This window comes from Streptomyces sp. LBL, from assembly GCF_029893585.1.
Classification (GTDB): Bacteria; Actinomycetota; Actinomycetes; order Streptomycetales; family Streptomycetaceae; genus Streptomyces.
Window position 1 is genome coordinate 1 of sequence record NZ_JARXYX010000001.1, and the last position, 21,782, is coordinate 21,782.

Annotated in this window: 17 protein-coding genes and 2 pseudogenes; 4 read left to right on the top strand and 15 right to left on the bottom strand. The window is 69.4% G+C overall.

All coding sequences use genetic code 11. The features are described from left to right. Positions 1-14: 14 nt before the first annotated feature. Positions 15-3,383 (top strand): amino acid adenylation domain-containing protein, encoded by a 3,369-nt coding sequence (locus M2271_RS00005; RefSeq protein ID WP_280884926.1) that lies wholly within the window; start codon positions 15-17, stop codon positions 3,381-3,383. A gap of 77 nt (positions 3,384-3,460) precedes the next feature. Beyond that, a complete protein-coding gene (locus M2271_RS00010) occupies positions 3,461-3,673 on the top strand; it encodes an MbtH family protein (protein WP_280884927.1) in 213 nt (70 codons plus the stop codon). A gap of 329 nt (positions 3,674-4,002) precedes the next feature. Here the strand turns inward: M2271_RS00010 and M2271_RS00015 are convergent, their stop codons facing one another. From M2271_RS00015 to M2271_RS00080, 14 genes and pseudogenes are all read right to left on the bottom strand, one after another. Then, on the bottom strand, positions 4,003-5,094 hold the full coding sequence (locus M2271_RS00015; RefSeq protein WP_280884928.1) for an acyl-CoA desaturase: 1,092 nt from the start codon (positions 5,092-5,094) through the stop codon (positions 4,003-4,005). A gap of 323 nt (positions 5,095-5,417) precedes the next feature. Beyond that, a complete protein-coding gene (locus M2271_RS00020) occupies positions 5,418-7,154 on the bottom strand; it encodes an RICIN domain-containing protein (RefSeq protein ID WP_280884929.1) in 1,737 nt (578 codons plus the stop codon). A 128-nt stretch (positions 7,155-7,282) separates the two neighbouring features. Continuing rightward, positions 7,283-9,418 (bottom strand): beta-galactosidase, encoded by a 2,136-nt coding sequence (locus M2271_RS00025; protein WP_280884930.1) that lies wholly within the window; start codon positions 9,416-9,418, stop codon positions 7,283-7,285. Between the two features lie 128 nt (positions 9,419-9,546). After that, positions 9,547-10,425 (bottom strand): carbohydrate ABC transporter permease, encoded by an 879-nt coding sequence (locus tag M2271_RS00030; RefSeq protein ID WP_280885319.1) that lies wholly within the window; start codon positions 10,423-10,425, stop codon positions 9,547-9,549. Positions 10,426-10,472: 47 nt separating this feature from the next. After that, positions 10,473-11,372, bottom strand: a complete 900-nt coding sequence (locus M2271_RS00035) for a sugar ABC transporter permease (RefSeq protein WP_280884931.1) — start codon at positions 11,370-11,372, stop codon at positions 10,473-10,475. A 1-nt stretch (position 11,373) separates the two neighbouring features. After that, positions 11,374-12,771 (bottom strand): extracellular solute-binding protein, encoded by a 1,398-nt coding sequence (locus M2271_RS00040; protein WP_280884932.1) that lies wholly within the window; start codon positions 12,769-12,771, stop codon positions 11,374-11,376. A gap of 299 nt (positions 12,772-13,070) precedes the next feature. Continuing rightward, a complete protein-coding gene (locus M2271_RS00045; protein WP_280884933.1) occupies positions 13,071-14,213 on the bottom strand; it encodes a LacI family DNA-binding transcriptional regulator in 1,143 nt (380 codons plus the stop codon). 311 nt (positions 14,214-14,524) lie between these two features. Next, a complete protein-coding gene (locus M2271_RS00050) occupies positions 14,525-14,707 on the bottom strand; it encodes a hypothetical protein (protein ID WP_280884934.1) in 183 nt (60 codons plus the stop codon). 16 nt (positions 14,708-14,723) lie between these two features. Continuing rightward, positions 14,724-14,849: pseudogene (locus M2271_RS00055) on the bottom strand (hypothetical protein); the annotation flags it as partial. 120 nt (positions 14,850-14,969) lie between these two features. Then, positions 14,970-15,515 carry a hypothetical protein gene (locus tag M2271_RS00060; protein ID WP_280884935.1) on the bottom strand — a complete coding sequence of 182 codons (546 nt, stop codon included), beginning with the start codon at positions 15,513-15,515 and terminating at the stop codon, positions 14,970-14,972. A gap of 370 nt (positions 15,516-15,885) precedes the next feature. Then, positions 15,886-16,794 (bottom strand): polyphosphate kinase 2, encoded by a 909-nt coding sequence (gene ppk2, locus M2271_RS00065; protein WP_280884936.1) that lies wholly within the window; start codon positions 16,792-16,794, stop codon positions 15,886-15,888. A gap of 225 nt (positions 16,795-17,019) precedes the next feature. Beyond that, positions 17,020-17,478: a MarR family transcriptional regulator gene (locus tag M2271_RS00070; protein WP_280884937.1), complete on the bottom strand. Its 459-nt coding sequence runs from the start codon at positions 17,476-17,478 to the stop codon at positions 17,020-17,022. 169 nt (positions 17,479-17,647) lie between these two features. After that, complete coding sequence (locus M2271_RS00075) at positions 17,648-18,637, bottom strand: helix-turn-helix domain-containing protein (protein WP_280884938.1); 990 nt, start codon at positions 18,635-18,637, stop codon at positions 17,648-17,650. 306 nt (positions 18,638-18,943) lie between these two features. Then, the gene (locus M2271_RS00080) at positions 18,944-19,918 is read right to left on the bottom strand and encodes an alpha/beta hydrolase (protein WP_280884939.1); all 975 of its coding nucleotides are present in this window, start codon (positions 19,916-19,918) and stop codon (positions 18,944-18,946) included. A 196-nt stretch (positions 19,919-20,114) separates the two neighbouring features. On the opposite strand from M2271_RS00080, the pseudogene M2271_RS00085 reads away from it, so the two are divergent. Continuing rightward, positions 20,115-20,297 (top strand): annotated as a pseudogene (locus M2271_RS00085) (LysR family transcriptional regulator); the annotation flags it as partial. Between the two features lie 126 nt (positions 20,298-20,423). Here M2271_RS00085 and M2271_RS00090 read toward each other — a convergent pair. After that, the gene (locus M2271_RS00090; RefSeq protein WP_280884940.1) at positions 20,424-20,987 is read right to left on the bottom strand and encodes an NAD(P)H-dependent oxidoreductase; all 564 of its coding nucleotides are present in this window, start codon (positions 20,985-20,987) and stop codon (positions 20,424-20,426) included. 117 nt (positions 20,988-21,104) lie between these two features. Between M2271_RS00090 and M2271_RS00095 the strand changes: the two genes are divergently transcribed. Beyond that, positions 21,105-21,767: a helix-turn-helix domain-containing protein gene (locus M2271_RS00095; protein WP_280884941.1), complete on the top strand. Its 663-nt coding sequence runs from the start codon at positions 21,105-21,107 to the stop codon at positions 21,765-21,767. Positions 21,768-21,782 lie beyond the last annotated feature (15 nt).

The window sequence follows — 21,782 nt, forward strand, 5'->3', positions numbered from 1 at the left end:
GTGTGCCGGCTGAGGTGCATGCCCGGGTGGTGGAGCTGGCCCGCGCCGAGGGCGTGACCGTGTTCATGGTGCTCCAGGCGGCGCTGGCGGTGCTGCTGTCCCGGGTGGGCGCGGGCAGTGACATCCCGGTGGGTACCCCGGTCGCCGGACGCACGGACGAGGCGCTGGACGACCTGGTCGGGTTCTTCGTCAACACCCTGGTGATGCGCACCGACCTGTCCGGTGATCCCACGTTCGCCGGCCTGCTGGAGCAGGTCCGTGAGAACAGCCTGGCCGCGTTCGCGCATCAGGACGTGCCCTTCGAGCGGCTGGTCGAGGACCTCGCCCCGGCCCGCTCGATGGCCCGCCACCCGCTCTTCCAGGTCATGCTCACGCTGCAGAACAACGCCCAGGCCGTCCTCGACCTGCCCGGCATTCAGACCGAACCCCTGCCCACCGGCGAACCGGCAGCCAAATTCGACCTGTTCTTCGCCTTGAGTGAAACCTTCGACACCGACACCGACACCGACACCGACACCGACACCAGCACCGGCACCGGTAATCGCCCGGCCGGCCTGCACGGCGGTATCGACTACGCCCTCGACCTGTTCGACCGCGAAACGGTGGAGACCCTGGCTGAACGGTTCGTCCGCGTCCTGGACACCGTCACCAGGGAACCGCACCAGCGGGTCAGCGTGGTGGAGGTGTTGTCGGCGGAGGAGCGGCACCGGGTTGTGGCGGGGTGGAACGACACCGTCCAGGAGGTGCCTGGGACGGCGCTGCCGGAGCTGTTCCAGGCCCGGGTTGCGAAGCATCCTGATGCGGTCGCGGTGGTCTTCGGTGGCGCTGAGGTGACGTATGCGGAGCTCGACGAGCGTGCGAACCGGCTTGCCCGGTTGCTGATCCGTCGCGGTATCGGTCCCGAGCGCATCGTCGGGCTGGCCGTGCCTCGCTCGGTGGACCTGATCGTCGGTCTGCTGGCGGTGCTGAAGTCGGGCGCCGGTTACCTGCCGATCGATCCGGAGTACCCGGCCGAGCGGATTGCCTTCATGGTGGCCGATGCCGTCCCCTCGCTGACGCTGACCACCACAGAGGTCGCCGGGCGCATGGCTACCGGACCCGCGCTGCTGCTGGACGACCCTGCGGTTGTCGCCGAACTCGACGCACTGCCGGCCGACGTTCCCGGCGATGAGGAGCGGACCGGTCCGCTGCTGCCGCAGCACCCCGCGTACCTGATCTACACCTCCGGCTCGACCGGGCGTCCCAAGGGTGTGGTGATGTCCTGTGGCGCGCTGGTCAACCTGATGTCCTGGCACGCTTCTGCCATCCCCGCCGAGGCCGGTTCGCGGGTCGCTCAGTTCACCGCGATCAGCTTCGACGTCTCGGCCCAGGAGATCCTCTCGGCCCTCTTTGACGGCAAGACCCTTGTGGTGCCGGACGAAGAGATCCGGCGTAACCCGGAAGAGTTCGTGGCATGGCTGAGGGAGCAGAAGGCCACCGAGCTGTACGCCCCCAACATGATGGTGGACGCGCTTGGTGAGGCTGTGGCGGAGCAGGGCACGGACCTGCCGTGGCTGCGTCATGTTTCCCAGGCCGGCGAGGCCCTTGTGCTCAGTGATCGGGTCCGTGACCTATGCGGGGCAGCAGTCGGGACGGTGGTGCACAACCACTACGGTCCGTCCGAGACTCATGTGGTCACCGCCCATACCCTGCCGGCGGACCGGGCGGCATGGCCCGGGGGTACCGCGCCGATCGGCCGTCCGGTGTGGAACACCCGGGTCTACGTCCTGGACCCGGCTCTGCGGCCGGTTCCGGTGGGTGTTGCGGGTGAGTTGTACGTCTCCGGCGCCCAACTGGCCCGCGGCTACCACGCTCGGCCGGGACTGACCGCGCAGCGGTTCGTCGCGAACCCCTTCACCCCCGGTGAGCGGATGTACCGCACCGGCGACCTGGCGAAATGGCGACCGGACGGTGTCCTGGACTTCCTGGGCCGTACGGATGACCAGGTGAAGGTCCGTGGGTTCCGGATCGAGCTGGGTGAGGTCGAGGCCGCGCTGAGCGCACATCCGTCCGTGGCCCAGGCAGCGGTGATGGTGCGTGAGGACCGCCCAGGGGACAAGCGCCTGGTCGGCTACCTCGTCCCCAAGGGTGGCAACACCAGAAGTGACGGCCACACCGCCGAGGTTGACCTGGCTGCCCTGCGCGCCCATCTCGGCGCGATGCTGCCGGAGTACATGGTGCCGTCCGCGCTGGTGGTCCTGGAGAGTCTGCCGCTGACGGCGAACGGGAAGCTGGATCGACGGGAACTTCCGGCGCCGGACTACACCGCGTCCGCGCCAAGCCCGGATCCCTCCTCGGTCCAGGAGGAAATCCTGTGCAGAATTTTTGCCGAAGAACTGAATGTGCCTCACATTGGTGTCGCGGACAACTTCTTCGAACGCGGTGGACATTCACTTCTGGCGGTCAAGCTGGTGCGTCGGATTCGTACGATCATGGGTGTCGATGTCTCCGTCCAGATGCTGATGGAAGCACCCAGCGTCGCAGGACTTGCATATCGGCTCAGCCTTCCCGCGATGAAGGACTCGCTTCGTACGCTTCTTCCCATCAGGACGCAGGGGAGCCGGCCACCTCTCTTCTGCGTCCATCCGCGATCCGGGTTGAGTTGGTGCTTCGCACCTCTGGCCGGATTCGTACCTCCTGGCATCCCCTTGTACGGTCTGCAGGCGCGGGATGTCGACGGTGCGGGTGAGTTGCCGGGATCCATCCGACAAATGGCGGAAGAGTACATCAAAGAGTTGCGCACCGTGCAACCGTCCGGCCCGTATCATCTGCTGGGGTGGTCGATGGGAGGCCGCGTAGCGCAGGAGATGGCTGTACAACTGCAGGAAGAAGGCCAGCAAGCGGCACTCATCATCATGGGAGGCTATGCACCCGCCCCGTTCGACACACTCAACTCGGACGAGACCGGCCGGAATTCAGCAGATCTTGTCCGTCAAGCGATTCAAGAAAGTGATGGCAACGGCCATAACGATCACGCGGATGCATCGGATGTACTCGACGAGGCGCCTTCACTCCGTGATCTCGCCGGACTTCCGGACTACTTCCGCAACGAGATTTCAGAAGGGGAGGCTGAAGTAAGGGCGAGAATCATTGCAAATAATACCCGCATCTACGTGAAGCATTATCCTCGCAGATTTCACGGCGATGTTCTTTTCATCTCGTCGGACGAACTCGAGGACGGATCGGGCCGTGCCATGTGGCAGCCCTATACTTCCGGCCAAATAAGCGAGTCACGGTTGCCTTGTTCTCACGACGAAATGGCCAACCCTCCCATGCTCTCTCTGCTTTGGGATTCAATTGCTGGTTGGCTGTCCACGACACAGGACAGAGAATCGTTCGGCTGAGCTGGTGTCGAGCAATCCATTGGCCGGGGTCGGCCACCCTGATACTTCTACCTTTGAGTGACAGATAGGACTGAATCATGACGAACCCTTTTGAGGACCAGGACGCCAACTACCTTGTTCTGAAAAACGAGGAGGGTCAGTTCTCGCTTTGGCCCACATTCGTCGACATGCCGGACGGGTGGGAGCTGGTCTTCGGAGAGGCAGCGCGTCAAGCATGCCTTGACTTCATCGAGAAGACCTGGACCGATATGCGCCCCAAGAGCTTGATAGACGCCATGAACGCCGGCTGAGTGTGATGACGTCGCGGGCGGCGGGGGTGAGGGCCGGGGCGGGCCTCGGGGCGGTGCTGGCGCTGGGCGTCTGACCAGATCGTGCGGGGCTCGTCCGCCTGCTTCCGGCATGCCGTGGCCAAGAATCAGTTCAGCGCACACAGTCTTGGCACTTGCCTCCCGTTTCCGGACGGACGGACGGACGGTCCGGACGTACGGTGGGCGCGCTCACGGCGACGGCAGACCGGGACAGGCCGCCCGCCGGGAATGGCGGCCACCTCGTGCCGGGCCCAGGAGCCCTGACACTCCGGGCTCGGCACGTGAAGCCCGCCCCTTACGCCCTTACCGCCTCAGTACTCCAGCTCGGGGCGCAGTGGCCCGCCGACCGCGTGGAGGTGTCGCAGCACCTGGGCGTAGGAGGTGAAGAGGCCGGTCTCGAGGTAAGCGATGTCATGCCGGGCGCAGAAGGTGCGTACGAGTTGCTGGGCGTGACGCAGGCTGGGCCGCGGCATGGACGGGAACAGATGGTGTTCGATCTGGTAGTTCAGCCCGCCCAGCGCGAAGTCGGTGAACCGGTGGCCTCGGATGTTGCGTGAGGTCAGTACCTGCCGACGCAGAAAGTCGATCTTGTCTTCTTTGGCGAAGACGGGCATGCCCTTGTGGTTGGGGGCGAACGAGCACCCCATGTACAGCCCGAACAGTCCTTGGTGCACGAGGAGGAAGCACACGGCCTGGACGGGGGACAGGACCAGGAAAAGGGCGGCGAGATAGCCGACGAGGTGTGCCGTCAGCAGCCCGCTGCCGGCCAGTTTGGCCGTCCGGGAGGTCGCGGTGCCGGTGCGCTCCAGCATCGCCCGTACGCCGGCGACGTGCAGGGCGAGCCCTTCCAGGAGCAGCATCGGGAAGAACAGCCAGGCCTGGTGCCGGGCCAGCCAGGCGAACGCCCCGCTGCGGACACGGGCCTGGTCCTGCGTGAAGGCGATCGCGCCGTCGGCGATGTCGGGGTCACGGTCGACGTGGTTGGGGTGGGAGTGGTGCCGGTTGTGCTTGGAGATCCACCAGCCGTAACTGAGGCCGATCAGCAGGTCGGCGTGCAGGCGGCCGACCAGGTTGTTGACGCGTTTGGAGGCGGCGATCTGGTGGTGCCCGGCGTCGTGCCCGATGAAGCCGGTCTGGGTGAACATCACCGCGAGGAAGGCGGCGGTCAGCAGCTGCCACCACGACTGCCCGATCAGGACGAACGCGGTCCATCCGGCGGCCAGCAGAAGCAGGTTCGCGCCGACCTTGGCGGAGTAGTAGCCCGGGCGCCGCTTCAACAGCCCGCTCGTCTTCACCTCGCGGGAGAGCGCCGCGTACTCGCTGCCCCGGCTCTCGGGCGGGGATGCGGTCGGCCCGGCGTGATCCGCCGGACCAGTGCCCCGGTCCATGATGTCAGTGGTCACGTGTCTCCTTCGAGCGGCGAGTAGTCGGACAACGCGCGCTCGCGTGATCCAGGGCTGCTGGTCGCCAGCCGTCGAAGAGAACTCCCGAAACGACAAACGCCCGCTGCAGAACTCCGCCGGCGCTTCCCCGTTCGCACACTTCAACCACAACCATCCGCTTCAACGTACGGAGCGCAGGCAAGGTTCCCGGTCGGTCGGAGCGCGTTCCGAAAGACCGGCAAGGTTCTTGGCCGGCCGGAGCCCGTCCACCTACCCTGACCTGCGGCGGAGACGAGGAGCACGGGCACGGTGCGCGCCCGGCTCCACGCCTGGCCGCCGAGGACCTAACGGACGAGCTTCCAGTCCTGGGAACCGTCCTGAGCCGCGTTCTGCAGGGTCAGCGGCGCCCCGTCGGACGCGCCGGTCAGGTACAGGTTCGTGTTCTTGACCGCCTGCAGTCTGTAGAAACCGCCGCTGGTCCTGACGAGGTTCCAGCTTCCGGTGGCGCTGTTGTCGACCCACTGGCCGATCCGCCGGCCGACGGTCGCGTTCCCGGTCCAGATGGCAGCCGCCCGGCCGCCCGACTTGTTCAGCAGGCTCGTGCCGCCGTTCGGTTCGGTCACCACGTGCCAGTACTGGGTGTCCGGGTTCGTCGCCGACCCGGGATCCTCCAGGACGACGTCGGGGACGTCCCCGTTGCCGATGTTCGCGTCGTTGGTCCGGTCCCCGGTGCCGATCACCTGGTGGGTCCTGCGGTTCACCAGCCGGTAGTAGGCGCCGGTGGAGTGGCCGAGGTCGACCTCGGCGTAGGCCAGCGTGGATGTTCCCTGGTTGTTGAGGATCGCGAGGCGGCCGGTGCCCTCGACGTACTGCAGGGTGCGGCTGTAGCCGGCCGGGGAGGTCGTCTGGTACTCCTTCCAGACGCCGTTGCCTCGTCCGCTCTCGTTGACCCAGACGTTGCCGCTGCCTGCGGCGTTGTAGACCAGACGCCCGTCAGGAAGCCTGCTGACGACCGGGCTGCCGCCGGTCGCGAGAGGGTGGGAGCCGGCGTCGACCGGCAGTGACGTGACGGCCTCGTCGGTGGGGGAGCCGCGGCAGAACTCCAGGGGGTTGCCGGCGATCCGGTACCGGGTGTTGGCTCCGCCGCCCCAGTACTCGTAGGTGAGCAGCCACTTGCCGTCCGTCGTGCGGACGACGTTGGTCATGCCGGGCCGCCCGCCGCCGATCTCCGTTCTGCCGCCGCCCATGTCCTGGGCCAGGCCGGCGATGTCGACGACGGGAGCGCTCCACGCCGTGCCGCGGCCGTCCCAGGTCCGGTGGACGAGGATCTGGCCGAGCGAATCCTTCGCCGTGTCATTCGCGGGGTCCAGGGCCGGGACGCCGGTGGCCGGATCGAAGCCGGTGTAGTCGTTCTCGTCGGAGTAGTAGCAGACGAGTCTGCCCTTGTAGACCATCAGATACGGCTCCCACAGGGGATCCGTCTGCCGGTTCGTGTTGGCGCTCGCGATGTTCTGACCGGTCGCGCCCGCGCTGCCGCCCTGCCAGCCGCCGGTGGCGACGACGTTGACGACCTTCCACGTCGCGCCGCCGTCGGTGCTGGAGTACAGGGCGATCGCCAGGTCCTTGCGGTCCCCGTCGTTGGACGGTGTCCAGTCCGGGTCCGCCGCCTTGTGCTCCTTGTAGTAGTAGTCGTCGCCCGACACGACACTCGCCAGGAGCAGGGTGCCCTGCTTCAGGTTCCCGACGTCCTGCGGAAGTGTGTAGAGGTACGGGTTCGTCCAGTTGCTCGTGTACTTCGCGTACCGGGGGTCGCTGGAGAGGTACGCCGGAGCCTTCACCTCGGACAGCGGCTGCCACGTCGGTCCGTGGTCGTCGCTCTTGTGGACCGGGAGCGTCTGCCGGTCCGCGCTGCCCGTCTCCGGTACGACAGTGGACTTCTCGAACGACGCGACCAGCCGACCGCTCGGCAACTGCGCCGACTTGGGGTAGATCGCGCAGTTGCCCCGCCCCTTCAGGCACGGCTCGTCGCCGAGCTGGTAGAGGATCCCGCCCGTCGGGTTGTACGCCTGCGCACTGGTCATGGGTATCGCCAGCATCGCGGATGCCGCGGCGAAGGTTCCCAGCGCCTGCGTCAGCCTTGTTCTCTGCCTTCTTCTCTGCACAAGCCCCTCCTCGGGGAACGACGACGGTGATGCGCACGGGAGATGGATCAGGACACGAACACGCGGACGTCCCAGGCACCGAGGTCCAGCGCCGCGCCCGCGGGGAGGGACGTGCCGTCCAGGGCGTCGGTGAGGTCCACCGGGGCGGGGACGCTCGCCGGCTCCCAGCTCCAGTTGTGGACGATGTGGACGTGGCGTCCGTCGGGGGACGTGCCGGTCGTCGCGGTGACGGAGGCCGGGAGGTCCTGCCAGCCGCTGCCGGAGGCCGGTGCCATCCACGCGGCGAGTGCCTGGGCGAGGTCGTGGCCGGGCACGGTGCCGACGTAGGTGACGCGGCCCGCGCCGTGACGGCGGGTGGTGACCGCGGGCCAGCGGCCGAAGTGCGGGTGGTCGTACGTCACGAGCACGTCGGCGTCGGTGACGGTCAGGCCGTCGGCCCAGCGGGTGGCCGTCGCGCCCTCGGGCAGGTCCAGTGGTCCGCCGGACGCCGAGCGCACGGGGATCTCCTGTACGAGGTTGCTGAATTCGTCGTACGTCACCCCCGCGGCGTCGGTCAGCCGCCCGGGCGCCGGTTCCTGCCGGGCCCTGGCCTCGTGGTCGGCGTAGCCGGTGCGCGGGCCCAGAACCAGGTGGCCGCCCGCCTCCGCGTAGGCCGCGAGCCAGTCGAGCGTCGAGTCGGCGGCGATGTACAACGCCGGGACGACGAGGACGGGGTGGCGGCGGACGGCCTCCTCGGGCGTGCTGCCCCCCCGTTCCCCGCGCGGGTCGTGCAACTGGCGGGAGTGGACGATACGGACCTGGCGGCCGGCGTCGAAGGCGCCGCGGTAGAAGGGGTCGAAGATGCGGTGGTAGGCCTCCGGGTCAGGTCCGCCGTCCGGCTTGGCCAGCGGCGGGTACTTCTGCATCAGCCACTTGCTCGGCGTCGAGTACACCATCGTGATGTCCGCGTCGGGTTCGAGCCCGGCGACGAGCGGACCGGCCGCCTCGAACTCGGCGCCCAGACGGGCGAGTTCGGCGTACGTGCGGCCGGGCCGGCCGGTGTGCGGCAGGATGCCGCCCCAGTAGGTCTCGGCGCCGAAGTGCAGGGTGTGCCAGTGCCAGTACTCGATCATGCGGGCCCCCCGGGAGACGAGAGCCCAGGCGGCCTGCCGCCACTGCCCGTCGTAGGCGGGCCGGTTCTCCCACGGGAAGCCGATGGAGCCCGCGTTGGTCTCGGTGACCAGGAACGGCTCCTGGCGAGAGGAGAACATCCAGTCGGCGGTCTGGTACAGCGACCACACGCCGGTCGTTCGCCAGCTCTGCTCGTGGCCGTCGGGCGTGGGGTCGGGCAGCAGGAGCCCGTCCTGCATGTCGTAGTAGGGGTTTCCGGCGGTGATGTCGAGACGGTCGGTGAGCTCGTCGTCCTCCACCGCGGGGCGCTTGTAGGAGATGCAGGTGGTGACGAACTGCTCGGGCTGCGCGTACTCCCGGACGATGTCCGCCTGCCAGCCGATGAACTCGGTGACCTGGCGGGCCTGGAACGCACGCCAGGCGACGTCGTACTGGGGCTGGGCGTTGCCGTCCGGGGTCCACAGGTCCGCCCACGTGGACAGCCGGTGCGACCAGTAGACCAGGCCCCACTCGCGGTTGAGGGTCTCGACGTCACCGTACGTGGCGCGCAGGTGGTCCACGAAGCGCTGGAAGACGCCGTGGTTGTGGAAGAGCTGCAGCCCCGGTTCGTTGTCGACCTGGAAACCGATGACGGCCGGGTGGTCGGCGTACCGGGCGGCGATCTCACGGATCACCCGCTCGGCGTGGAACCGGAACGCGGGGTGGGTGAAGTCGACCTCCTGGCGGGCGCCCCAGCCGATGCGCTCACCGGTGCGCCGCTCGCCCGTGATCTCCGGGTACTGGCGGGCCAGCCACGGCGGCACCGCGTACGTCGGCGTGCCGAGGACGACGGAGATGCCGCGCTCATGGGCGCCGTCCAGTACCGGCTGGAGCCAGTCGAGATCGAAGCGTCCGTTCTCCGGCTCCCACGTCGACCACACCGACTCGCCGACCCGGATGACGGAGAGGTGCGCGTCGGCCATCAGGTCCAGGTCGGTCTTGAGGCGCTCGTCGGGATGATCGGTGCCGTAGGGGGGCCGGTACTCGTGGTAGTACGCGGCGCCGAAGAGGACGCGGGCAGGCAGAGCCGCCATGAAGGGAACCTCCGAGGAAGAGTGGGACGAGGGCTGCGTGGCCCAGACATGAGGGCGGTGTGGCCCTGACGGGAGGGCTGCGTGGCCTGACACGAGGGCTGCGTGCCCTGACACGAGGGCTGCGTGCCCTACTGTTTGACGCCGCCCGTGGCCAGGCCGCTCTGCCAGTACCGCTGGAGCATGAGGAAGGCCACGACGAGGGGCAGGATCGAGATCAGGGAGCCGGTCACGACCAGCGCGAGCATGTCGCTGCTGGTGCCGGCCCCGCCGTTCTGTGCCTGCGCGGCCCAGGAGGACAGGCCGATCGTGATCGGGTACAGGTCCGGGTCGTTCAGCATGATCAGCGGCAGGAAGTAGTTGTTCCAGGTCGCCACGAGCGTGAACAGCAGGACCGTCACCAGGCCGGGGCCCAGCAGCCTGAGCGCGATCCGGAAGAAGATCCGGGCCTCGCCGGCGCCGTCGATACGGGCGGCCTCCAGGAGGCTGTCCGGGACGGCGTCCTGGGCGTAGACACGCATCAGGTACAGGCCGAACGGGTTGACGAGCGAGGGCAGGATGATGGCCCAGGGGGTGTTGACCAGACCCGCCTTCGCGAAGAGCAGATACGTCGGGATCGCCAGCGCGGTGGTCGGGACCATGACGGCGCCGAGCACCAGGTTGAAGGCGGCCCGGTCGCCGCGGAAACGGAACTTGGCGAAACCGTATCCGCCGGCGGCCGCGAGCAGAGCGGCCCCGATCGCGCTGACGCCGGCGTACAGCACCGTGTTGAGCAGCCAGTGCACGAAGACCCCGTCGTCCTGGGTGAAGGTCTTCCTGACGTTCGTCAGCAGTTGCGGGGCGTGCGAGAACCACAGGCCGAAGCTGTTGAACAGGTCCTGGGCGCTCTTGGTCGAGGCGATCAGCAGCCAGAACAGGGGGAGGAGGAAGTACGCCAGGACGGCCAGCATGGCGATCGTCAGCGGGGTGCTGCGGCGGGGCCGTTGCCGTTTCGCGGGAGCGGTGTGCACGGGCTCCGTCGGCGTGGTCGCGACCGGTGCCGGAGGGGTTGTGGTGGTCACGGGGTCCTCCGGCGGTTCGCGGTGAGCAGGACGGCGTAGGAGGCGCCCACGATGACGAGGCCGAGGAGGAAGGACACCGTGGCCGCGTAGTTGACCTGCTGGCCGGTGAAGGCGAGGGAGTAGGCGTAGAGGTTGGCGGTGTAGGAGCTGCTGATGACATCCGGGGCGATCTTCATCAACAGGCTCGGCTCGTTGAACAGCTGGAAGCTGCCGATCACCGAGAACAGCAGGGTGAGCAGGATGGCGGGCCGCAGTGCGGGCAGCTTGACGGACCAGGCGGTGCGCCAGGCACCGGCCCCGTCCATCGAGGCCGCCTCGTACAGCTCCTGGGGAATCGTACGCAGGGCGGCGTACAGAATGATCATGTTGTAGCCGACGAACTCCCAGGTCACGATGTTCGCCAGGCTGCCGAGCATCCAGCCGTCGCTGAGGAAGTCGGGGACCGGCAGACTGAGCTTCCGGCTCAGCTGGGCGAACGGCCCGAAGTCCGGTCCGTACAGATAGCCCCACATCAGGGTGGCGACCACGCTCGGGACCGCGTACGGGACGAAGATGCCGAGCCGGATCACCCGCGCGAGCCGCAGCAGGCCGCTGTCGAGGGCGAGGGCGAACAGCAGCGCCAGCAGCAGCATCACGGGGACCTGGATGACGAAGAACAGTGCGACGCGTCCGACACCGTGCAGGAACTGGGGGTCGCCGAGAGCCTGGACGTAGTTGTCGAGCCCGACGAAGGCGGTGCCGCCGATCAGGCGTTCCTGGAACAGACTGAGGTATCCGGCGTAGCCGAGGGGGGCGAGGAAGAGCAGCAGGAACAGCACCATGAACGGGGCGACGAACAGGGGGCCTGCCGAGCGGCGCCTCCCCCTGGCACGGGCCGTGGTGGTGGCGGTGGTCATCTCAGCCCCCCTTGACGGTGAAGCCCTGGTTCTTGGCGTATGTGCTCAGCCGTGACTGCCAGGTGCCGAGCGCGCGGACGGTGTCGGCCTTGTCAGCGAGGGACTTGCCGACCGTCTCGGTCCAGTAGGTCGCGGCCTGATCGAGGAACGGCGGCCACTGGAAGGAGTCGTTGACCGTGGAGCTGATGTCGGCGAAGACCTGGTTGACCTTCTGGCCGCCGTAGAAGGAGGGGGCGTCCCCGAGGAACTCGGCTTCCGCGAGCAGGGACTTGGTCGCGGGGAAGAAGAACTGCTCGGTGGCGAACATCTTCGCGCTGGCCGGGTCGCTGTTGAGGAACTGCGCGAACTGGGCCGCCGCGATGGGGTTCTTGGTCGAGCGGATGACCGCGGTGGTCGAGCCGCCCCAGTTGCCCGAGCTGGGCTTGGCGGCGTCCCACTGCGGCAGCGGGGCCGCGCGCCACTTGCCCGCGGTGGCCTTGGCGGAGCCGGAGAGGAAGACGGGCCCCCACGCGGCGGTGATCCAGGTGGCGTACTTGCCCTTGTTGAGCGCGGCGTACCAGGCGTCGGTGAAGTCCGGCTCGACGCCGATGACCCCCTCCTTCGCGAGCCCGCCCCAGAACTCGCCGAGCTTCCTGGATGCGGCGTCGTCGACGCTGATGGTGATGTCGCTCTTGCCGGAGGTGACGTACGGCTTGGCGCCCGCCTGCCACAGCAGGCCGTGCCAGGCGGCGGCCTGGTTGGCCGCGAGGTTGGTGAGGTACACGTCGGGGTCGGCCTTGTGGAGCTTGCGGGCCGCGGCGGCGAACTCGTCCCAGGTCCTGGGCACCTCGATGCCGTGTTCGTCGAAGATGTCCTGCCGGTACAGCATGCCCATCGGCCCGGTGTCCTGGGGGATCGCCCAGACCTCGCCGCCCGTGCCGCTGACCTGGCCCCAGGTCCAGTCGACGAACTGTCCCTTGAGCGCGGAGGCACCGTAGGGGCGCAGGTCCAGCAGGTTGTTGGTGATCGTGAAGGTCGGGATGGCCTGGTACTCCATCTGCACCATGTCCGGAGCGCCGCTGCCGGCCTTCAGCGCGGTACGCAGCTTGGTGTACTGCGGGGTGCCCTGGCCGGCGTTGACGACCTTGACCTTGACGGCCGGGTACTTCTTCTCGAAGAGCGCGACCTCCTTGGCGATGTTCGGGACCCAGGTCCAGAACGTCAGCTCGGTGGGCGTCTTCATCGCCTTGTCGATGTCGGCCTGACCGACCGGCTTGGCGGCTGCGGAGGAACCACCGGAGTCACCGCCGCCGCACGCCGTGAGGGCGGCGGCCAGCGACAGTGCACCCGTCGCGGTGAGGAACAGCCGTCGGTTCATGGAGGAGGGGACGGACAGGGGCGTGGACGTGGATATGGGCATGGTGGACTCCCGCCGGTGGCGAAGGGGACGGCACGCCTGGCGAGGGCGTGCGCGGGCAAGGTGGAAAAGACGCGGACGTGACGACCGGGGGCGTGAAGCGACCTGGTCGGACAGTCCGGTGAGGGTGTTCGCGGAGGGGTGCGCGGACGTGGATCAGAGTCCGCTGTGTTCGGGGGCGGCCCTGCGGCGCCCGTCGGACCAGGGCTTTCGGGTGAACGGGGGCGTGACCGGTACGGCGACTCGTTCCGGGATCACGCGCCGGCGGTGAGGTGTTGCCTGTCCGGGCCGGCCGGTGTGGTTCACCCGTGGGGGGACTGTCCTCCGTTCGGCTGCGACGGACGGTGCGTGCCCCCACGCGGACGGGAGGCGCTGCGCCGCCCGCGGGCCGGGGTCGTCCGGCTCGGCGGGGGCGCGGTCGAGGCGCGGACGATGAGTTCGACCGGTGGGTCGCTCGTAGGGAGGGGGTCCGCGTCGGGATTCTCGATGGCGTGCACGAGACGCTTGAGTCCCTCCTGCGCCACGGCGTCGAACGGCTGCCGCACCGTGGTCAGCGGAGGTGTCACATAGGCGGCGACCGGGATGTCGTCGAAGCCGACGACGCTGACGTCCTCCGGTACCCGTCGCCCGGCCTCGGCCAGCGAACGGATCAGGCCGATCGCCATGTCGTCGTTGGCGGCGAAGACCGCCGTCACACCACCGTCGTCCGCCAGTTCGCGTCCCGCCCGGTAGCCGGACCCGGCCGACCAGTCGCCCTCGACGACCGGAGGCACGTCTCTCCCGTGGTCGGTCAGCGTCGCTCGCCAACCCTCCAGACGGTCCCCGGCGGCGTACCACCGCTTCGGGCCGCCCAGATGATGGACCGTCACATGCCCCAGGTTCAGCAGGTGTTCGGTGGCTGTGCGGGCCATCAGGTCGGCACGGCCCCCCGCGGTCAGAACCGTGGGCGAGATGAGAGGGGAAGGCGCACCGATGACGAGGACCGGCACGTCGACACGGAGGGACTGCTGCCCGTCGGATCTCTCCTCGTCGATCGGTTCGGAGACGACGATGCCGTCCACGCCCTGATCGAGGAGCGAGTCCACGGCACCGGCGATGCCCGCCGGGTCGCCTTCCATCGTGTTGACCACACGCAGCGCGTATCCCGTGTCCCGGACGACCCGCTCCACCCCCATGAGCAGCGAGGCGGGTCCGTACAGGGCGGTGCCGAGCGTGACCACGCCGATCGAGCGGGTCCGCCCGGAGGCCAGCGCCCGCGCGGCGTTGTTGAGCCGGTAACCGAGCTGTTCCGCGGCTTCCAGCACACGCCGGCGCACGTCGGCGGAGACATACGGCTCGTCGTTGAAGACCCTCGACACCGTCTTCTGCGAAACCCCGGCCAGGCGGGCCACGTCCACGCTGCGTGGCGTGGCGGAGCCACGGCCCCGTCCTGTCTCCCGCGTCATGGTGCCTCCGGATCCTGCCCCACGGTAGAGCCCGATGATGCCAGACTCCCGCTGCTGACTACGCAGTCATGTCTACGCAGTCATAAGACTGCCGTCAAGAGTTCGGAACACATCCGTAACGGGAAGACGGCGGCAGCGGCGGCAGCGGCGGTAGCGACCGTCCGCCCGACTCAACGGATCGGGTCGCGAGCCGAAAGGCGCATGATCAACGGTTCCTGCAGACCACCGCACCGCACCGCACCTCACCCACGCACAGAGTCCCCGTCGGTACGCCGACGAGGACTCATGAGTTCATGCGGGTGGGCCGTCGATCAGTTCGGGCTGTCGAGTACGCCGAGCGAGAGCCAGTCCGACCAGTTGTTGTTGTCGTCGCCGGCGCGGTTCTGCCAGGTGCACCTGATGGTGCCGTCGCCGAAGACGCCGAAGACCTCCAGGCGGCCATCGGCGAGGCCGACGCCTGGTAAGCCGTACCAGGCGCCGGCCTCGCCGGTCACCGCCGTGGGTCCAGCGTCAGCCAGGCCGCAGCTCGAACCAGTCGAAGGCCGCACTGCCCCGCGTGGCGTACATGCCGAAGACCCGGCCGGTGAAGCCGCCGGCGACCTCGGTGGTGAGGTAGCGGCCGTCGAGTTCGGCACCTGTTTGTTGAAGCGCTTCGACAGGTCATGTTCCAGGGTGGTCACCGAGAGGCGTCAGGGCTTCCGGCGTGCACCGTGCGCGGGCGGTGTACGCCGGGTACGGCCCCCGACCCTCCGTCACTCAGGCGTGCGCACCCTGGGGCACGGCCCGGTCGGCGCTCTGCTGGAAGGTCTCCGTGATCTGGTCCAGACGGAGCTGCTCCAACGTCTCCAGCTGCCGCCGGGCACGTTCCAGGAGAGTGTCGAGGTGGCCGGAGTCGAGGCGCGGGTCGGCGTCGGCCAGCCGCCGCAGGGTCCGCCAGCCGGCGGCCTTGCCCTCCACGCCCAGACGCAGCAGCTCCAGCTCCAGCATGGGGGAGAGCGGGGAACGGCCGACGATTCGGCCGTTGGCCTTGAGCCGGCCCATACGCTCGGCCAGACGGCCCGCGACGATCTTGTACCGGCGTACGGGCACCTCCAACGACCGCATGATCGTCAACAGACTGGCCCGGTCCTCGGCTATCTCGTCGGCGACCGGGCGCACGGCATCGGCGAGCGCCGGGTCCCGCTCGGCCTCTGCCTCGGCCAACAGGCGTGCCCGGTCCACTCCGAGCATGGCGCCGGCGAGGTGATCGTTGAGGTAGATACCGAGCAGGTCCGTGTCGGTTCGGTTCGGACGGTCGTGCATCGGGCTGCCCCCTTCCGGTTCCGGTCGGCTGTGTGTCGGGTACATCCGACGTGCCGCCGAGTACCCCGGGGGCCTCGTCGCACTCCGTGGCACGGTAAGGGCGAGTCCGGGCGCGGGCGGTTGGTGGGCTCCGGTTGCCGGGGGGAACGGGCTCGTTCGGGCGGGTGGCCTCCGGCCGCCGGGGGAGCGGCTCGTTATGCCGACGCACGGGTGACCGCCCGGCGGGAGGGAGCGGCTCATTGTGCCGACGCACGGGTGACCGCCCGGCGGGAGGGAGCGGCTCGTTCGGGCGGGTGAGCTCCTGGAGGGGGAGCGGCTCGTTCGGGTCGGTGACCGTCCGGTCCCGCGTCGCCGGGCCTCGGCGTAGTCGTCAGCGGTCGGTGCCGGTGTAGTCCTCGCCCGCCTCCAGCAGCGTGGCCGCCGAGCCCACGATTCGCGGGTCGGGGCTGCCGACGACCTCCTCGTCCTTGTCCGTGTAGTCGAAGCGGGCCAGAACGCTGCGCATGGCCTCCACCCTGGCCCGCTTCTTGTCGTTGCTCTTCACCACCGTCCAGGGCGCCTGCTCGGTGTCCGTCTCGCGGAACATGGCGACCTTGGCCGCGGTGTAGTCGTCCCAGCGGTCGAGGGAGGCCAGGTCCATGGGGCTGAGCTTCCACTGCCGCACGGGGTCGACCTGGCGGATCGTGAAACGCGTGCGCTGCTCGCCCTGCGAGACCGAGAACCAGAACTTCACCAGGTCCACGCCGTCGTCCACGAGCATCCGCTCGAAGAGCGGCGCCTGCCGCATGAAGCGGCGGTACTCGTCGTCCGTGCAGAAACCCATCACCCGCTCCACACCGGCCCGGTTGTACCAGGACCGGTCGAACAGCACGATCTCGCCCGCGGTCGGCAGATACTCGACGTACCGCTGGAAGTACCACTGACCGCGTTCGCGTTCGGTCGGTTTCTCCAGCGCCACCACACGGGCGCCGCGCGGATTGAGGTGCTCGGTGAACCGCTTGATCGTGCCGCCCTTGCCGGCCGCGTCACGCCCCTCACAGACGATGACGAGCCGACGGCCGGTCCCCTTGATCCAGCTCTGCAGCTTCAGCAGCTCGATCTGCTGGAGCCGCTTGTGCAGGTCGTACTCCTTGCGCTCCATGCGCTCGTCGTACGGGTAGTTCTCCCGCCAGGTGTCGATGGGAGTGCCGTCCGGCCGGATCAGCACCGGGTCGTCGTGGTCGGTGTAGTCGACCCGCAGTCCTGACAACAGTTCGGTCGTCTCGCCCTCGTGTTCCATCCTCCGATGGAAGCAAGGAAGGCCGTACTCCAGGCGAATTCCAGGCAAAGCTGGTGTGCGCAAGGCACCTCGGCCAAGCTTGTCGAGACCGGGTCCATGCGCGCCGGCGCACCCGCCAGGTCCGCCGGCGGATGCAGTGCCGGCACGTGGGTGCCGCCGGGCACGCCGACCTCGCGCCGGCGGTCGCGGGATCACGATGTTGCCGAGCGCGGCGATCCGCAGGCGTCAGGCCGGCACGCCGAGTGTCTCCACCGCCCGGACGAGCGGCGCCAGTTCGGGGTTCCGGGCGGCCTGGTCGAGGGCCTCGCGCAGGGCGGCCTCGTTCGTGGGGCGCGCTTCTTCCAGCAGGGTGCGGCCTGCCTCGGTGACGTCCGTGTAGATGCCGCGGCGGTCGGTGGGGCACAGGTAGCGGGAGAGCAGCCCGCGGTCCTCCAGCCGGGTCACCAGACGGGTGGTGGCGCTCTGGCTCAGGACGACCGCTTCGGCGACCTGCTTCATCTGCAGATGGCCGCCCACCCCGTCGTGTTGGCGGCTCAGCACGTCGAGCAGGGAGTACTCCCGCACGCTCAGGTCGTGCTTCGCCTGCAGAGCCCGCTCGATATGGGTCTCGATCCTGCCGTGCAGCAGGGAGAGAGCGCACCAGCCCTGTGCGAGGGCGGTGAGTGCGGGGTCTGTGGCGGTCATGGGGATTGCTCCTCCGTCCCGAAGCGACTGACATCCAGGATAGGGCATCAATGAAACTTTCGGCGTGTGCGCTTATAGTGCGTGCGCAAGTAAGAGGGGGTGGCTCAGGTCGGGCGGGCCAGGACGGACGGCAGCGCGACAACGGCTTCCGGTGCCCGCCGGGGCGGGGTTACGGCCGTGCCAAGTGCCGCATGGTCAGGGCCAGTTGCAGTCGGAGTCGGCCCTGGGGCGTACGCACCGGCCAGCCGAGCAGGTGCTCGGCGTGGGTCAGACGGTCCTGGAGCGTGGAGTGGTGGACGTTGACCTCGGCGGCGGCCGCCCGCAGGCTCGCCGTCGAGGCGACCGCGTCCAGGGTGGCCAGCAGCCAGGGCGTGGCCGCGGCGGCCGTTTCCAGGTCGCGGACGTCCGGGGGCGGTTCGGCGCCCGGTACGACGAGGTCGGCCAGCAGGGCGACACCGCCGAGCTCGTCGGCGTACACCACCCGCCGGCCCGGGTCCTGGGCGGTGCCGTCCGCGGTGAACCGCAGGGCGGTGCGGGCCTCGGTCCAGGAGCGGGGCAGATCGAGCACCGGGACGGCTGACCCGACGCCGAGGCGTCCTGGGGGCAGTTCGGCGTCCGGGTGCGCGGCGACGATCCGGGGGTGGCCCACTTGTGAGGCCACTGCGCGAGCCGGTGCGGCGGGGTCCAGGCCCAGTCCGCGGGCCGCGTGCAGGCGGGCCTGGTCCGGAGCGGTGGCGTCGAGAACGGTCTCGACCAGCGCGGGGTCGTCGACGGGGGCCCGTCCCCGGGTGCGGTCCAGGACGAGGCGGACGGCGCCCGCAGCCCGCTCCAGGATCACCGCGTCGACCACGCTCGGCGCGGTCGCCGTCCGCTCCAGCCACAGGGCGGGCGGCTTGCCCGGGGCCAGTGGGGTGGACGGCCAGGCCGTGTCGGGCGGGAGGCCCGTGTCCCGGCGCGTGCCGTCGGGCTCGACCCGGACCTGCACCCGCCGGTCGGAGTCCGCCAGTCGTGCGGGCACCCCGGCCAGCACCGCGGCCCCGCGCACCAGCGCCTCCAGCCCCGCCCGGGACTCGGCCAGACGGTCGAAGTAGGCGATGACCTGCACGGCGGCCCCGGCGTCCGGGTCGAGCGCGGTCAGACGCCCGGCCAGCTCTTTCATATGCCCATGGTGCGGCATGGGGTCACGTTCCGTGCAGCCTTGCGGGGAGATTCCGCGGGGTGGGGTCGTGCATCGTCGACTCACCGGGCGGATCAGCGGGCGGCCGGACGCGATCCTTCTGGACGCCGCGTCATGGCGCCCTGCGGCTCCGGGACGGGCCGGCCGTTCCGGCCGTCGACCGTACACCCCGATCCGCAGCAACTGCGCACCCCTTCGTGCCGTCGACCCCGCCCGCAGCCCCGATCGACCACCCGCCGTGCCCCACCCCTTCCCACCTCACCTCACCTCACCTCACCTCACCTCACCTCACTCGCCCAACAACCTCCGCAGCCACGTCAGCTGTGCCGCGCGGGCCGCCTGGGAGAGAGCCGCCTGGGGTGCGAAGCCGTCGAAGCCGTGGAAGCCGCCGGGCCAGACGTGGAGTTCGGCCATTCCGCCCGCCTGCCAGATGCGGGAGGCGTAGGAGACGGCCTCGTCCCGGAAGGTTTCCGCGGAGCCCACGTCGAGGAAGGCCGGGGGAAGCCCGGACAGGTCCTCCGCGCGGGCCGGTGCCGCGTACGCGGGTACCTCGGGACCGCCGCGCAGTTCGCCCAGCAGCGCTCCCCAGCCGGTCTCGTTCGCCGTGCGGTCCCAGACGCCGAGGCCCGCCATCTGGTGGGAGGACGGGGTGTCGTTGCGGTCGTCGAGCATCGGGCACAGCAGCATCTGACCGATGGCCTGCGGACCCTTGCGGTCCCGGGAGAGCAGGGCGAGTGCCGCGCTCAGGCCCCCGCCCGCGCTGGCTCCCGCGATCACGATCCGTTCCGGGTCGCCACCTATCTCGACGGCGTGCTCCGCTGTCCATACGAGGCCCGCGTACACGTCCTCGACCGGCGCCGGATACGGATGTTCGGGCGCCAGCCGGTACTCCACGGACACCACGACCGCGCCCAGCTCCTTCGCCCAGGCCAGCGGGCCGTCCACGCCCACCCGGTTGTTGCCGAGGATCATGCCGCCGCCGTGCACGTGGTAGACGACGGGCAGCGGATCCGCGATCGTCGGGGCGGCCGGGCGGCAGATCAGCAGCGAGATGGCGGGGGCGTTCTCGGGTCCGGGCACCGTACGGTCCTCGACCTCGAAGAACCCGTCCATGGTCAGGTCCTGGTCGGCCAGCATCTGGATCCCCGGGCCCTGGCGGGCGGTGGGGATCTCGTCCGGTGCGAGACCGGGAGACAGGACGTCCTTGATCAGTTCGAGGGCGGCGGTCAGTTCGGGGTCGAACGGGGGCGGGACATGGCTCATGGGATCTCCTCATGCGAAGCGCGGCGGCTCGTGAGGAAATGATCCGCACACCGGACGTGGTCCGGGGCGCCGCCGTCCGGCGGAACCTCCCCGCCGTCTGGCGGGTGACCCCCGACTTCCGGCCACACACCCATGTGACCTGCGGTGTACGGCGACGCCTGCAACCTGCACCACCTCACCGGAGGAGGGCAACACAGGCGTCGCGCTGATCCCGCGTCTGGCCCAGCTGACCCCGCACCTGCCGATCGTCCGTGTGCGCTGCACGGGCACCCCGCACCGCACACTGCTCACCTGCACCCGCCGGGGCGGCCGGACCCGTCCGGCGGTCGTGGCGGCACTGGAGGAACTGCGGGAGCTGGCGCCCACGGCGGTGGCCTGACCGTGCTGAGCGGCAGCTGGGTTCCAAAGACCCGGCCCGGCGCGCGCGAAGGGGCCGGAGCCGTTCGGCTCCGGCCCCTTCGGGGACCCGCGGCAGGTCAGGTGACCAAATGATCAGGTGTGTGCGTCAGGCCGCGGCGGTCTCGCCCGCGTGGCCGTGCAGACGGGTGACCACCTCGGTCAGCTGGGCGGCGACCTCGGCGTCGTCGGCCGGGTGCGTCTCGGCGAAGCGGACGACCGAGCCGGGGATGGACAGCTTGATGTCCTCGATCACCTTGCCGCCGGCGATGCCCACCGACTTGCGGGTGTCGTCCTGCGCCCACACGCCGCCGAACTGGCCGTAGGCGGTGCCGACCACGGCGACCGGCTTGCCACCGAAGGCGCCGGCGCCGAACGGACGGGACAGCCAGTCGATGGCGTTCTTCAGGACGGCCGGGATGGTGCCGTTGTACTCGGGCGAGAAGAAGAGGAACGCGTCGGCGGCCTGGGCGGCCTCACGCAGCTTGGCGGCGGGGGCCGGTACGTTGCCCTCGACGTCGATGTCCTCGTTGTAGAAGGGGACGTCGGCCAGGCCCTCGAACAGCACCACGTCGGCGCCCTCGGGAGCGAGCTTGACGGCCGCCTCGGCGAGCTGACGGTTGTGCGAACCGGCGCGAAGGCTGCCGACGAGCGCGAGGATACGAACAGACATACGAAACTCCCAGAGGCTGAAACACTGCCGAAACATCCGGACCGAGGTCCGTTTAATGTTCTAGCATCCTAAACGGACCGCGGTCCAGTTTTCTTCCCGATGCTTTACGCTGGCTTCATGTCCGCGCTCCCGTCCCCGTTCGCCGAACCGCAGCAACCGATGGCCGCGCCCGAGTTGCTTCAGCTGGGCGTCGCCGGGGACGAGCCGTGTCTGCGAGCGGACGCGGCCAGGAACCGGGCCCGGTTGTTGGAGGCCGCGGCCCGGCTGGTGGCGGAGCACGGGGCGGCCGAGGTGACGATGGAAGCGGTGGCGACCGCGGCGAAAGTCGGCAAGGGCACGGTCTTCCGGCGCTTCGGTGACCGGACCGGGCTGCTGACGGCACTGCTCGACCACTCCGAGAGGAAGTTCCAGGCCGCCTTCCTCAGCGGCCCGCCGCCGCTCGGGCCGGGCGCGCCGCCCGTGGAGCGGCTGCGGGCCTTCGGCCGTGCCATGCTGCGCCGCTCGGTCGACGAACTGGACCTCCAGCTGGCGGCCGAGCCGAACGCGGACCGCCGTTTCGCGGTCCCGGCCCGCCGGGTGCAGTTCAGCCATGTCGCCATGCTGCTGCGACAGGCGGCGCCGGGAGCGGACAGCGAGCTCCTGTCCCACACGTTGATGGGATATCTGAACTCCGTTCTGATCCACCACCTGACCCGGCAGTGCGGGATGCCGCTGGAGCGGCTGGAGACCGGCTGGGACGACCTGGTCGACCGGGTGACGGGTGTCGAGCCCTCCCGGTGACGGTTGACGGTCCCG

Bases quoted from the DNA above. Each gene is read 5' to 3' on its own strand.
- M2271_RS00095 (WP_280884941.1), top strand. From the start codon at position 21,105: ATGTCCGCGCTCCCGTCCCCGTTCGCCGAACCGCAGCAACCGATGGCC.
- M2271_RS00080 (WP_280884939.1), bottom strand. From the start codon at position 19,918: ATGAGCCATGTCCCGCCCCCGTTCGACCCCGAACTGACCGCCGCCCTC.
- M2271_RS00035 (WP_280884931.1), bottom strand. From the start codon at position 11,372: ATGACCACCGCCACCACCACGGCCCGTGCCAGGGGGAGGCGCCGCTCG.
- M2271_RS00020 (WP_280884929.1), bottom strand. From the start codon at position 7,154: ATGACCAGTGCGCAGGCGTACAACCCGACGGGCGGGATCCTCTACCAG.
- ppk2 (WP_280884936.1), bottom strand. From the start codon at position 16,794: ATGGAACACGAGGGCGAGACGACCGAACTGTTGTCAGGACTGCGGGTC.
- M2271_RS00070 (WP_280884937.1), bottom strand. From the start codon at position 17,478: ATGACCGCCACAGACCCCGCACTCACCGCCCTCGCACAGGGCTGGTGC.
- M2271_RS00025 (WP_280884930.1), bottom strand. From the start codon at position 9,418: ATGGCGGCTCTGCCTGCCCGCGTCCTCTTCGGCGCCGCGTACTACCAC.
- M2271_RS00010 (WP_280884927.1), top strand. From the start codon at position 3,461: ATGACGAACCCTTTTGAGGACCAGGACGCCAACTACCTTGTTCTGAAA.
- M2271_RS00075 (WP_280884938.1), bottom strand. From the start codon at position 18,637: ATGAAAGAGCTGGCCGGGCGTCTGACCGCGCTCGACCCGGACGCCGGG.
- M2271_RS00040 (WP_280884932.1), bottom strand. From the start codon at position 12,771: ATGCCCATATCCACGTCCACGCCCCTGTCCGTCCCCTCCTCCATGAAC.
- M2271_RS00045 (WP_280884933.1), bottom strand. From the start codon at position 14,213: ATGACGCGGGAGACAGGACGGGGCCGTGGCTCCGCCACGCCACGCAGC.
- M2271_RS00090 (WP_280884940.1), bottom strand. From the start codon at position 20,987: ATGTCTGTTCGTATCCTCGCGCTCGTCGGCAGCCTTCGCGCCGGTTCG.
- M2271_RS00060 (WP_280884935.1), bottom strand. From the start codon at position 15,515: ATGCACGACCGTCCGAACCGAACCGACACGGACCTGCTCGGTATCTAC.